Annotated in this window: 12 protein-coding genes and 1 riboswitch; of the genes, 2 read left to right on the top strand and 10 right to left on the bottom strand. The window is 67.7% G+C overall.

All coding sequences use genetic code 11. The features are described from left to right. Positions 1-21 precede the first annotated feature (21 nt). Positions 22-178, bottom strand: a riboswitch (FMN riboswitch). Between the two features lie 92 nt (positions 179-270). Then, entirely contained in the window at positions 271-507 is a 237-nt protein-coding gene (locus tag WFK36_RS09230; RefSeq protein WP_008377938.1) for a lipopolysaccharide assembly protein LapA domain-containing protein, read from the top strand. Here the strand turns inward: WFK36_RS09230 and ribD are convergent. From ribD to mihF, 10 genes are all read right to left on the bottom strand, one after another. Next, entirely contained in the window at positions 504-1,508 is a 1,005-nt protein-coding gene (gene ribD / locus WFK36_RS09235) for a bifunctional diaminohydroxyphosphoribosylaminopyrimidine deaminase/5-amino-6-(5-phosphoribosylamino)uracil reductase RibD (protein WP_336791426.1), read from the bottom strand. The genes WFK36_RS09230 and ribD overlap by 4 nt on opposite strands. Before the next feature lie 6 nt (positions 1,509-1,514). Next, positions 1,515-2,219, bottom strand: a complete 705-nt coding sequence (rpe, locus tag WFK36_RS09240) for a ribulose-phosphate 3-epimerase (RefSeq protein WP_205331757.1) — start codon at positions 2,217-2,219, stop codon at positions 1,515-1,517. A gap of 275 nt (positions 2,220-2,494) precedes the next feature. Further along, on the bottom strand, positions 2,495-3,961 hold the full coding sequence (locus WFK36_RS09245; RefSeq protein WP_336791427.1) for an RsmB/NOP family class I SAM-dependent RNA methyltransferase: 1,467 nt from the start codon (positions 3,959-3,961) through the stop codon (positions 2,495-2,497). After that, on the bottom strand, positions 3,958-4,899 hold the full coding sequence (gene fmt, locus WFK36_RS09250) for a methionyl-tRNA formyltransferase (protein WP_336791428.1): 942 nt from the start codon (positions 4,897-4,899) through the stop codon (positions 3,958-3,960). The genes WFK36_RS09245 and fmt overlap by 4 nt, the downstream gene beginning before the upstream one ends. Before the next feature lie 2 nt (positions 4,900-4,901). Continuing rightward, the gene (locus WFK36_RS09255) at positions 4,902-6,842 is read right to left on the bottom strand and encodes a primosomal protein N' (protein ID WP_336791429.1); all 1,941 of its coding nucleotides are present in this window, start codon (positions 6,840-6,842) and stop codon (positions 4,902-4,904) included. 72 nt (positions 6,843-6,914) lie between these two features. Then, entirely contained in the window at positions 6,915-8,129 is a 1,215-nt protein-coding gene (metK, locus tag WFK36_RS09260) for a methionine adenosyltransferase (RefSeq protein WP_336791430.1), read from the bottom strand. Positions 8,130-8,199: 70 nt separating this feature from the next. Next, on the bottom strand, positions 8,200-9,453 hold the full coding sequence (coaBC, locus tag WFK36_RS09265; RefSeq protein ID WP_336791431.1) for a bifunctional phosphopantothenoylcysteine decarboxylase/phosphopantothenate--cysteine ligase CoaBC: 1,254 nt from the start codon (positions 9,451-9,453) through the stop codon (positions 8,200-8,202). Between the two features lie 7 nt (positions 9,454-9,460). After that, positions 9,461-9,757 carry a DNA-directed RNA polymerase subunit omega gene (rpoZ, locus tag WFK36_RS09270; protein ID WP_336791432.1) on the bottom strand — a complete coding sequence of 99 codons (297 nt, stop codon included), beginning with the start codon at positions 9,755-9,757 and terminating at the stop codon, positions 9,461-9,463. After that, entirely contained in the window at positions 9,754-10,377 is a 624-nt protein-coding gene (gmk, locus tag WFK36_RS09275) for a guanylate kinase (protein WP_336791433.1), read from the bottom strand. Before gmk ends, rpoZ begins: the two co-directional genes overlap by 4 nt. A gap of 2 nt (positions 10,378-10,379) precedes the next feature. Then, positions 10,380-10,694: an integration host factor, actinobacterial type gene (gene mihF / locus WFK36_RS09280; RefSeq protein WP_008377956.1), complete on the bottom strand. Its 315-nt coding sequence runs from the start codon at positions 10,692-10,694 to the stop codon at positions 10,380-10,382. Between the two features lie 218 nt (positions 10,695-10,912). Between mihF and WFK36_RS09285 the strand changes: the two genes are divergently transcribed. Then, positions 10,913-11,971, top strand: a complete 1,059-nt coding sequence (locus WFK36_RS09285; RefSeq protein ID WP_336791434.1) for an alpha/beta fold hydrolase — start codon at positions 10,913-10,915, stop codon at positions 11,969-11,971. Positions 11,972-12,071: the final 100 nt, after the last annotated feature.

The following is a 12,071-nucleotide window of genomic DNA, read 5'->3' on the forward strand; positions in this document are numbered from 1 at the left end:
GATGACGGCACGGTGCCGCACTGCCGTTCTCTCGTATCCGGACTATGACCGTCGGCTCCGGAATCTCACCAGAATCTGCTGACCTCACATCGTGTCCGATGGGAGCGCTCGCGGGCTCGTCCCTGAGTTGAAGGGCATCACCGCCGGTGGGGACTTTCACCCCGCCCCGAGAACTACCTTTCGAAGGTAGCACGCACATCACAAGGAGCGTGGTACACGTATGGTCCATCGGCGCGAAGCGTCCCACTGTGCGAGAGGAACTCCCCCGAAATGTCCGTCAACGACACCAACACGCCAGCTCACGACGCCTCGAGCTTCCTCCGGCAGTACTGGCTGCCGATTGTGATCACTGTGATCGCGATGATCTTTATCGCCACGAACACCGACTCGGCTCAGTTCACCGCGCTCTGGTGGAACCTCGACGCACCCCTGTGGCTGATGCTCGCGGTCGTCACGCTGATCGGGTTCGTCGTCGGCTGGTTCGTCGGACGACGCAGCAGGCGTTAATCCGTCCGTGGATGCAGGACGACGAGCAGGTCGTCGCCCAGGACCTCGACGGCCCCGCGCTCGAAGCGGTGCGCATCGGTGAGTGTGTGAACGCATCCGTCGTCCACGGATGCGGCGCCCCCGCCGAGAAGCGTCGGCGCGAGGTAGACCTGCACTTCATCGGCGAGACCGGCGGCCAGGAAGGAGCCCACGATGCGCGGTCCGCCCTCGACGATCACCCGGAGCGCGTCCGGCAGCGCTTCGAGCACGTCGCGCGGATCGTGTGACCGCACCTGGAGGAAGCCGTTCTCACCGCTGCGGAGTCGTGCGCCTGCCGGAACGTCGCGGCGCCCCATGACGACTCTCGTCGGTTGATGCGGATACAGCGAACCGTCGGGACGTCGGGCGGTGAGCGACGGATCATCGGTGATCGCGGTGCCGGTGCCGACGACGATGGCGTCGACCGCGGCGCGCTCACCGTGTGCGTGTTCCCGGGCCTGCGGTCCGGTGATCCACCGGCTGGTCCGGTCAGGTGCAGCGATCCGCCCGTCCAGCGTGGAAGCCACTTTCACGGTCACCATCGGCCGCCCATGGCGCTGCCGAAACAGCCACGCTCGCAGAGGGCCCGCCTCGACGACGCCGGCGAGCACTCCCGCCGTGACCTCGACGCCCGCATCGAGCAGAGTCTGCGCACCACCGGAAGCCGTCGGGTTGGGATCGGTGACGGCGTAATGCACGGCGGCGACGCCCGCGTCGATGAGCGCCTGAGCGCACGGACCGGTGCGACCTGTGTGGTTGCACGGTTCGAGCGTGACGACCGCGGTGCCGCCGAGCGCCGCGTCACCGGCAGCGCGCAACGCCATCACCTCGGCGTGCGGACCGCCGGGCGGCTGGGTATGCCCGACACCGACGACCATGCCGTCGGCGTCCAGGATCACCGCCCCGACCGGAGGATTCGGCGAGCTCGACCCTCGGGCGTTCGCCGATTCGGCGACCGCTCGGCGCATCGCGGTCTCGATCATCGCCGGTCAGGCGTTCTCACGGACTGCGGTGGCCTTACGACGCAATTCGGCGACACGGGCCGCGGGATCGTCACCGCCGTACACGGCCGAACCGGCGACGAAGCAGTCGACGCCGGCCTCAGCGGCCTGCTCGATCGTCGAGTCGGCGATGCCGCCGTCGATCTCGACGAGAAGGCGGAGATCCCCGCGGTCGATGATCTTGCGGATCGCCCGCACCTTGTCGAGGACCTCGGGCATGAACTTCTGCCCCCCGAACCCCGGTTCCACACTCATCACGAGCAGCGTGTCGAAATCGCGAAGGATCTCCAGGTACGGCTCGAGTGCAGTCCCCGGCTTGAGTGCGAGCCCTGCCTTGCCGCCTGCGGCGCGGATGTCGCGAGCCACCGACGACGGATCGTCCGTGGCTTCGGCGTGGAACGTCACGTTGTAGGCGCCCGCCTCTGCGTACGGCGGCGCCCAGCGTCCGGGGTCGGCGATCATCAGGTGGCAGTCGAGCGGGATGTCGGTGGCCTTCAGCAGACTCTCGACCACCGGCATGCCGAGGGTCAGGTTGGGCACGAAGTGGTTGTCCATCACATCCACGTGCACCCAGTCGACTCCGGGGTCGACGTCGGACGGCCCGACGGCCGCGATCTCCGACGCCAGGTTCGCGAAGTCGGCGGACAGGATGGACGGAGCGATCATCGGTGCCGGACGGCCGGGGTTGCACATGGCGACCATCCTAAACCGCGGCCGCGGCCGCTCTACCTCCGACGCGGCTTCGGCCGTGAGCCACAACTGGCCGTCTCAACGACGAACGCTCCACTCCTCGACGAAACCGACACTTCGTCAACAAACGCGGCCTCCCTGAAGGCCGCGTTTGTCAGTGGAGGTCGCGACGGCGCCCCGCCGCGCCGCTCCCCGATGCCCACAGCCATCTATGCCGTTGATCGTGACCACTATGTGGTCACGATCAACGGCACAGATCAGATCGGAGTGCGCAGCGGCTACTTCTTTCGGAGAACGGCGAGGAACATGGCGTCGGTGTCGTGGCGGTGCGGCCAGAGCTGGACATGAGGTCCGACGCCGAACACCGACGCGTCGTTCTCGGCGCCTGCGACGAGCGGACGGGCGTCGACCTGCTCGACCGAGTCGTCCGCCGCGAGAACAGCGTCGATGACGGCGGTCGTCTCGGCAGGATGCGGCGAGCACGTCGAGTAGACGACCACTCCGCCCGGCCGGACGAGGCGCAGCGCCTCGGTGACGAGTTCCTTCTGAAGCTCGACGAGCGCCGGAACGTCCTCCGGCGTGCGACGCCACCGGGCTTCGGGACGACGCCGCAGGGAGCCGAGGCCCGAGCACGGGGCGTCGACGAGCACCCGGTCGTAGCCGGGTTCGAGGCCGGACTCGCGACCGTCTGCGACGTGAACCGTCACGGGCAGTCCGTCGACGACGTTCTCGATGAGCTTCGCGCGGTGGTCGGACACTTCGACGGCGTCCAGGTGTGCACCGTCGAGGTCGGCGAGCGAGCCGAGGAGCGCGGCCTTGCCGCCGGGGCCCGCGCACAGATCGAGCCAGCGTCCCCCGTCCTCTCCGACCCCAGCCCTCGCGGCCGCGACCGCGACGAGTTGGCTGCCCTCGTCCTGGACGCCTGCGAACCCGTCACGGACCGCATCCAGCGAGCCCGGATCACCTTCGGGCAGGTAGACGCAGTACGGCGAGTACCTGCCTTCGTCTCCCCCGCTGATCAGCGCGAGTTCCTCGGCCGTGATCTGGCCGGGGCGCGCGACGAGATGCACGATCGGGCGGTCGTCGTCGGCGGCGAGAGCCGCCTGCAGTTCGCCGATCGAGCCGAGCGAGTCGGCGAACACGTCAGCGATCCACCTCGGATGCGCGTATGCGAACGCGAGGTGTCCGATCATGTCGTCCGCCATCGACGGAGCGAGTGCGTCGATCCAGAGCTGCTCGTCGCGCTGGCTCACTTTGCGGAGCACCGCGTTGACGAAGCCGGCCTGGCCCATGCCGTGCTCGGCACGAACGAGATCCACCGACGTCGAGACCGCCGCGTGAGAGCCGATCCGGGTGCGCAGCAGCTGGTAGGCGCCCAGACGCAGCACGTCGAGGAGGTCACCGTCGATGTCAGCGACCGGTCGCCCGGCCGCCGACGCGATCACCGCGTCCAGCAGGCCCAGGCTCCGCGCCGTTCCGTAGGCGAGTTCGGTCGCCAGACCTCGGTCCCGCGGGTCGAGCTTGCTCTCCCGCAGCAGCCGAGGGAGCAGCAGGTTGGCGTACGCGTCGTCCTTCCGGACCGCTCGCAGCACCTTCAGCGCAACCGAACGTGCTCCATCGACCGGCTTGTCGCGAGTCTTCTTGTCGCGGGGTGCGTCCGACCGCTGCCCGCCCCCTCGCTGGGGTCCGCCTCGTTGGAAACCGCCACCGCGTCGAGGATCAGAACCCCGTCCACCACGAGTCATGCCAGGACACCGTTCTCATCGAGGCGCGTACCGCGCGCCCAGTCGGCGGCGTTCATCGCCTTCTTTCCAGGAGCCTGAACCGTCCCGAGCTTCACCGCACCGGAGCCAGTCCCCACGAACACAGCCTTCTTCGTCACGCCCAGTCGCCCGATCTCGAGTCGGTCCGGGAGCAGCGGATCGGTGTCGGCGATGGTGACGGGGCCGAGTTTGAGGCGGACGTCGCCGAGCGTCGTCCAGGCACCGGGCGCCGGGGTATGCGCACGGATGGTCCGGTCGACCACGTGCGACGGCAGATCCCATCGGACACGGGCGTCGTCGACGGTGATCTTCGCAGCATGGGAAACGCCGTCCGCGTCCTGCGGAACGGGCGAGAGTTCACCTGCCGCGATGCCGTCGACGACTGCCTTCGTCAGGCTCGAACCGGCGGTCGACAGCCGCGTCAACAGATCACCCGAGGTGTCGGTGCTCCGAATGCGTTCGGTGAGCGTTCCGTACACCGGGCCGGTGTCCAGCCCGGCCTCGAGGCCGAACACGCTGGCACCGGTGAACTCGTCGCCGGACGCGATCGACGCTTGGACCGGTGCCGCCCCGCGCCACGCGGGCAGGATCGAGAAGTGCAGGTTCACCCAACCGTGGACGGGCATGTCGAGCACGTCCTGCGGGATCAGACCACCATAGGCGACGACGACGCCGAGATCAGGCGCCCAACGACGCAGTGTCTCAGCAACCTCCGGCTCAGACATGCGGCGCGGAGTGATCACCTCGATGCCGTGCTCGTCAGCGACCACACCGACCTCGGACCGGACACTCTTCCGGCCGCGTCCAGCCGTGGTGTCGGGGCGCGTGATGACCCCGACCACCTCGTGATCGGCCGAGTCGATCAACTCCTGCAGGGTCGGTACAGCCACATCGGGCGTTCCAGCGAAGACGATTCTCATGATCATCCAATCGTAGGCGGATCGATCTGGACTCGGATGCCCGCCGTGTCGTCATGTCGAGCGTTTCGGATCACCTGAGCTGCGCGCAGAGCGTCGGCCAACGTCCGTCCGACAGCTCGCGGTGTGCGCAGCAGGACTCGTTCGACGTCGCCGTCCCCGTCGAGCCCCGCAGGTCTGCGGACCCCGGCCGGGAGCGGCACGGGTCCGAGTTTCTCGGCACTCGGCGGAAGACTCACGAGATCGCAGAACGCGCTGACCGCTGTCGCCGGGCCGTCGATCGACGCCATCGTGACTGCGGGCGGAAAGCCGAGTTCGTAGCGCTGTTCAAGTTCGAATGCGGCGTAGCCGATCGGATTCCACGAGATCAACGCCTGTACCTGAGCCCCCGACGAATTGGCGACGATCACGACTCGTCCGCCGTCGTTCCGCGACCGGACGAGAGTGCCGATCGCCATCCAGCCGCGAACGGCCTCCTCCCCGGCACGGAGATCCTCACGATCGAGTTGTGCCCAGGTGTCGAGGATCACCGCGGCGCCGTAGCCACCCGGCACCCGTGGTGCTGCTCCGGGCGTCGCAACCACCACACGAGGCCCCTCCGCGATCTCGTCGACGATCTTCGCTCCTCCGGATGTCACGATCGGCACCCCGGCGAACGCCTTCCCCAGTTCTTCCGCGGTCCGCTTGTCGCCGATCATCAGCGCGCGGACCGCCTTGCCGCCGCACGACGGGCAGACGAACCGCAGTTCGGGTCGCCCGCACCACCGACACGCGAGGTCTCCGCGCTCGTTCATCGAGACCGGACCGTGGCAGACGCGGCACCGGGCGTGCTCGCGGCACTTGGCGCACGCCACCGACGGAAGGTACCCACGGCGCGGGACGCTGAACAGCACCGGCAGCCCGGCCTGGAGAGCCTTCCGTGCCGCCATGAAAGCGGTCGCCGGAATGCGGGCCGATCGGGCGAGCGGGTCACCGCCGAGCCGACGGTCGTCGTCGGCGACTCCTTCGATCAACGGCGCCGCGGAACGGATGTCCTGTCGGGATGCGGTCAAGTCATGAGCCCACCCCGAACTGACGAGCGCTTGCGCTTCGGCGGTCCGTGAATGGCCGCCGATGAGCATCGCGGTGCCCGAGGCGTGTGCACGCAGCACTGCCACTTCCCGGGGGTGCGGGTAGGGCGCCCGCGGCTCGTCGAGACTCTGGTCGCCGTCGTCGAAGACCACGGTCAACGCCAGATCGACGACGGGTGCGAACATCGCACTGCGAGTGCCGATCACCACCGACGCCTGCCCGCGCAGCACCGACAACCACCGCCGGTACCTCGCCGACGGGCCCAACCCCGCTGCCAGGCTCACACATCGGTCGCCCAGCAGCGGCGTGCACGCGGCCTCCAACCGGTCGAGGTCGCGTTGATCCGGAACGACGACGATGGCTCCTCGACCTGCGGCGGCGACCGCGGTCACCAGTTCGGCGAGCCGAGCCGCCCAGTCATCACCCGGAAGCACCTGCCACACCGCACGCGGGTGACGATCCTCGATCGTGGCGCGCACAAACGACGCCGACGTCTCGTACGCCGCCCACCCGGCCATGTCGGGTTCGGGAACCGGTGGCGCGCACCCGTGCGCCGGGACGTCCTTCTCGACTCTGGCGTGCCGCGGAGGGATCGCCAGCCTCAGGACGTCCGGCATCGTTCCCGCATACCTGTCGGCGACGGCACGGCACAGCACGGCCAGCTCATCGGTCAACACACGCTCGGGCGACACCACGCGGTCCAACCAGGCGAGCTTTCCCGTGTGCTCGCTGCGCTCCAGGCGTTCGAGCAGATAGCCGTCGACAAGGCGACCGGCGAACCGCACCCGCACCCGCACGCCGGGTTGCGCCGCCGCATCGGACTTCTCGTCGACCAGGTAGTCGAACGGACGGTCCAGATGAGCCAGCGACAGCATCGGCAGAACGCGAGCAACGGGCCGCTGCAATGCAGCGACCCGTTGATTGCGAGTGTCAGTCGGCGAGGACACCTACAGGCCGGCGGCCTTGCGGAGTTCGTCGACACGGTTGGTGCGCTCCCAGGGGAGATCGATGTCGGTACGGCCGAAGTGGCCGTACGCGGCGGTCGGTGCGTAGATCGGCTGGAGCAGCTCCAGGTCGCGCACGATTGCGCCCGGACGCAGATCGAAGACCTCGGCGATCGCCTTCTGGATGGTGCCCGGGTCGACCTTCTCGGTGCCGAACGTCTCGACGAACAGGCCGACCGGTGCGGCCTTGCCGATCGCGTAGGCCACCTGGACCTCGATGCGCTTGGCGAGACCCGCCGCGACCGCGTTCTTCGCGACCCACCGCATCGCGTAGGCGGCGCTGCGGTCGACCTTCGACGGATCCTTGCCGGAGAACGCGCCGCCACCGTGGCGGGCCATTCCGCCGTAGGTGTCGACGATGATCTTGCGGCCGGTGAGGCCCGCGTCGCCCATCGGCCCGCCGAGGACGAAGCTGCCCGTCGGGTTCACCAGCAGGCGTGGGCTGCTCGTGTCCAACGCGACCGGGAGGTCGAGCTCGTCGAACACCGGCTGCAGGACGTTGGCACGGATGTCCGGCGCAAGCATGCCGTCGATGTCGATGTCGGCCGCGTGCTGTGTCGACACGACGACGGTGTCGAGACGGACGGGCACGTCGCCCGCGTACTCGATGGTGACCTGGGTCTTGCCGTCGGGACGCAGGTACGGGAGCGTGCCGTTCTTGCGGACCTCGGTGAGGCGACGCGACAAACGGTGTGCCAGCGCGATCGGCAGCGGCATCAGTTCAGGGGTCTCGTCGGTCGCGAAACCGAACATCAGTCCCTGGTCGCCCGCGCCCTGAAGGTCGAGCTCGTCCGCGCTTTCGCCGGTGCGCGCCTCGTGGGAATCGGTGAGTCCCTGAGCGATCTCCGGCGACTGCGCGCCGATCGCGACGTTCACGCCGCACGATGCTCCGTCGAACCCCTTGGTGGACGAGTCGTAGCCGATGTCGATGATCTTCTCGCGGACGATCGTCGGGATGTCGACGTAGCCGGTCGTGTTGACCTCGCCCGCGACGTGCACCTGACCGGTGGTGACGAGGGTCTCCACCGCCACCTTGGCCTTCGGGTCCACGGCGAGCAGGGCGTCCAGGATCGAGTCGCTGATCGCGTCGCAGATCTTGTCGGGGTGCCCTTCAGTCACGGACTCGCTGGTGAACAGGCGGGACGCTGAGGCGGTCATCGGTTCCTCTCGGGATGCAATTCTGCAGGGCTGTGCCCCGCACTCTCTTTCGACTGTGCCAGACGCTCGATCAGAGGTCTGAGTCAGCCGCACGCCCACCATTCGGCACGACGGCGGCCACTTCGTCAAGGATTCTGCTCGCCATCAATGTCTTGGACCCGAACGGCAACGCCGTCTCGCGGCCGTCGGCGGTCAGCACCCAGCCGGTGTTGTCCTCCGTGCCGAACGCCTTGCCGTCGCCGACAGCGTTGACGATGAGCAGGTCACAGCCCTTGCGGCGCAGCTTCGCGCGTCCGTGATCGAGGACTCCCCCGTTCTCGTCCCCGGTCTCGGCGGCAAAACCGACAATGAGGGTGGCGGCGGGAATCACACCGTCGTTCCTCGACCGGACGAGCCCGGCGAGGATGTCGGGATTCTCGGCGAGGGTGATGGGCGCCGGTCCGTCCGCGCCCTTCTTGATCTTCGATCCGGCGACACTGATCGGCCGGAAGTCGGCGACTGCGGCCGCCATGATCACCACATCCGCGTCGACAGCCCTGGCGTGCATCTCACGTTCCAGTTCGACCGCGGAGTCGATGTGGACCACGTCTACGGCGGCGGGCTCGCCTGGATTGCTGGTGGCGCCTGCGACGAGAGTGACGTGCGCACCCCGCTGCGCCGCAGCCCGGGCGAGCGCATAGCCCTGCTTGCCGGAACTGTGGTTGCCGAGATATCGAACGGGATCGAGCGGCTCTCGGGTGCCTCCTGCGCTGACGAGCACCCGGCGGCCTGCGAGGTCGTACGGGAGCGCATCGGCGCGGTCGAGCAGGAGATCCCCGAGCAGACCGATCTCGGCGGGCTCGGGAAGGCGGCCTGCGCCGGTGTCGGCGCCGGTGAGACGACCGCTCGCCGGTGTCATGACGGTGACTCCACGCTCTCGCAGTGTCGCCACGTTCGCCACTGTCGCCGGATGCTCCCACATCTCGGTGTGCATCGCCGGAACGAACATCACCGGGCAGGTGGCTGTCAGCAGCGACGCTGTCAGCAGATCGTCGGCGCGGCCTGCGACTGCCCTCGACATCAGGTCGGCGGTGGCCGGAGCCACGATCACGAGGTCGGCGTTGCGACCGAGCGCCACGTGAGCGACTTCGTCGACGTCGTCGAACACCTCGGTGCTCACCGGGTTGCCGGACAGCGCCTCGAACGTCGCCTTGCCGACGAAGTTCAGCGCAGCACGTGTGGGAATCACCCGGACGTCGTGTCCGGCCTCGGTGAAGTGCCGGATGACCGAACACACCTTGTAGGCGGCGATCCCCCCGCCCACCCCGATCAGGATGTGCGACACGTGGCGGCTACTCGCCTTCGGTGTGCTCGAGCAGGTCGGAGTGGATCTCACGCATCGCGATCGAGAGCGGCTTCTCCTGGACGCCCGGCTCCACCAGCGGACCGACGTACTCGAGGATGCCCTCTGCGAGCTGGTTGTAGTAGTCGTTGATCTGACGCGCACGCTTGGCCGCGTAGATGACCAGGGCGTACTTCGACGAGGTGCGCTCGAGCAGTTCGTCGATCGGCGGGTTGGTGATGCCCAGCGGCGTGTCGTAGACGGGCTCGTCGACGACGGTCGGATCGATCTCTGTCTGAGTGCTCAAAACTTCTCCTGCGCAGTATTGTGTGCCGGCCGCGATTCGCTGCGTGGCCCGACCAGCAATTTTAGCAATTCTTCGGCCGAGGTGTCGACATCGTGGTTCACCACGACGTGTCGGAACTCGTCACGGGCCGCCATCTCGACACGCGCGGTCTCCAACCTGCGGGCGATGACGTCGTCGTTCTCGGTGCCCCGGCCCGTGAGACGAGCGACGAGCTCGTCCCAACTCGGCGGTGCGAGGAACACCGTGATCGCTTCAGGCAGATGCTCCCTGACGTTCCGTGCGCCGACCAGGTCCACCTCGACCAGTACCGGGAGGCCCGCGTTCAGCGCTTCCTCGACCGGTGCGGCCGGAGTGCCCGAGCGTTGGATTCCGCCGTGGATGTCCGCCCATTCCAACATCTCGTCGGCGTCGATCATCTTGTCGAACGCCTCGCGGGTCACGAAGTAGTAATCGCGTCCGTCCACTTCGCCTGGACGGGGGTCGCGTGTCGTCGCGGAGACGCTGAAGTACAGGTCGGGCAACAGTTCACGGAGCCGACGGACGACGGTCGACTTACCAACGGCCGAGGGGCCGACCAGTACAACCAGTCGGCCCCTCGGACGGGTTCTAGATTCAGGCACGCTCAGGAGCTGAACTTCTCGAGCAGAGCCTTGCGCTGACGATCGCCGAGGCCGCGCAGACGGCGGGTCGGAGCGATCTCCAGCTCGGTCATGATCTCCTGCGCCTTGACCTTGCCGACCTTCGGCAGGGCCTCGAGGAGAGCCGAGACCTTCATCTTGCCCAGGATCTCGTCGTTCTCAGCGTCCGCGAGGACCTGCTTGAGGTCGGTGCCGCCTCGCTTGAGACGCTCCTTGAGCTCGGCACGCACACGGCGAGCCTGGGCCGCCTTCTCAAGCGCGGCAGCGCGCTGCTCATCAGTCAACTGGGGAAGAGCCACGGTTCCTCCGTCTTTCGTTTTCGACAGTTCGGGTTGTCCACGTGACGCTATCAGCGTCTCGTGGTGGTTCGCCGTAGGGCTGTGAAGACCCCCGGCGATCACAACGAGCGTAACGCTCGCCGCTGAGACCAGCCCAAACGGTACCCCGCTGACCGGCGAGTCCGCATCAACCACCCCGGGCGCGCCGCCGAATGAGGGACTTTAGTAGCGTGCCTGCCATGTTCAGCGACCTGCGCACCATCGCGCGTGTACTCCGCGACGACTTCGCCCCACGCACCGCATCAGAGTCGGTGGTCGTCGTCGACCGCCCACACGGACGTCTCCGCAGGTACGGGACGGCGCAGCAGCTCGACGATGCGCGCGCGGCAGGCACTGTTCCGGTGGTTCTGGTGCCGCCGCTGGCGGTTCCGGCGAGCTGCTACGACCTCGCGCCCGGAGCCGATCCGGCGAACTCCGTCGTCGAGTTCCTGCTGTCGACGGGAACCATTCCGTACGTCGTCGACTTCGGCGATGTCGGTTACGCAGATCGCCATCTCGGCTTCGACGACTACTTCGACACATTCGTTCCGCGGGCGATCGCGGACGCCGTCGACGACTTCCGAGCCGGTCCGGACGCCGTCGACCTCATGGGGTGGAGTCTCGGCGGAACCGTGTCGATCCTGACCGCCGCATACCGCAAGGAGCTGCCCATCCGGTCGGTGATTACCGTCGGCACTCCCCTGAACTACATGAAGATGCCGATGTACTCGGCGGTCCGGAAGCTCCTGCGCCCCGTCGGCGGGCAACCGCTCGGCGCAATCGCGCGAGCTATCGGAGGCATTCCGGCGCCGTTGGTCCAGCTGTCGTACCGAGCGACGAGCTGGCAGCGTGAACTCCGCAAACCGAAGTACATTCTGGACAACATCGATGACCATGACGCGCTCATCCGGATGCAGGTGATCGACCGTTTCCAGGACTCTATGCCCGGCTACCCCGGACGACTCACCGAACAGATGTTGGTGAACCTCGTCATTCGGAACGAGATCGGCGAAGGCGTGCTTCACCTGGGCGGACACACGGTGGACGTCCGTACGCTCACCGCTCCAGTGTTCACGGTCGGCTCGCACCGGGACGCAATCGTGAGCCACGCAGCAGCAGCGTACGGTCAGGAACTCTTGACCGGCTCGGCGCACGTCGAGTTCCACACCGTGGAGTCGAGCCATCTCGGCCTGCTCACCGGCCCGGACGCCGCAGCGCACACCTGGCCTGCCATCGCCGCCTTCCGCGCGAGCCTCTGACGCGGTTCTGGTTGCGGGTGCGGACCTTTCGACTCGCTTCGCGGGTCTTGAGCGAGCCCGCGAACCGAAAGGCGCTCAAGGAGCAGTAGGGCTAGCGGGC

It is taken from the genome of Gordonia malaquae (assembly GCF_037148075.1).
In the GTDB taxonomy this organism is placed as follows: Bacteria; Actinomycetota; Actinomycetes; order Mycobacteriales; family Mycobacteriaceae; genus Gordonia; species Gordonia malaquae.

What these genes read in the sequence shown, in the direction of transcription:
- WFK36_RS09230 (WP_008377938.1), top strand. Translation starts at nt 271, where the DNA reads ATGTCCGTCAACGACACCAACACGCCAGCTCACGACGCCTCGAGCTTC.
- ribD (WP_336791426.1), bottom strand. Translation starts at nt 1,508, where the DNA reads ATGATCGAGACCGCGATGCGCCGAGCGGTCGCCGAATCGGCGAACGCC.
- rpe (WP_205331757.1), bottom strand. Translation starts at nt 2,219, where the DNA reads ATGTGCAACCCCGGCCGTCCGGCACCGATGATCGCTCCGTCCATCCTG.
- WFK36_RS09245 (WP_336791427.1), bottom strand. Translation starts at nt 3,961, where the DNA reads ATGACTCGTGGTGGACGGGGTTCTGATCCTCGACGCGGTGGCGGTTTC.
- fmt (WP_336791428.1), bottom strand. Translation starts at nt 4,899, where the DNA reads ATGAGAATCGTCTTCGCTGGAACGCCCGATGTGGCTGTACCGACCCTG.
- WFK36_RS09255 (WP_336791429.1), bottom strand. Translation starts at nt 6,842, where the DNA reads ATGCTGTCGCTGGCTCATCTGGACCGTCCGTTCGACTACCTGGTCGAC.
- metK (WP_336791430.1), bottom strand. Translation starts at nt 8,129, where the DNA reads ATGACCGCCTCAGCGTCCCGCCTGTTCACCAGCGAGTCCGTGACTGAA.
- WFK36_RS09285 (WP_336791434.1), top strand. Translation starts at nt 10,913, where the DNA reads ATGTTCAGCGACCTGCGCACCATCGCGCGTGTACTCCGCGACGACTTC.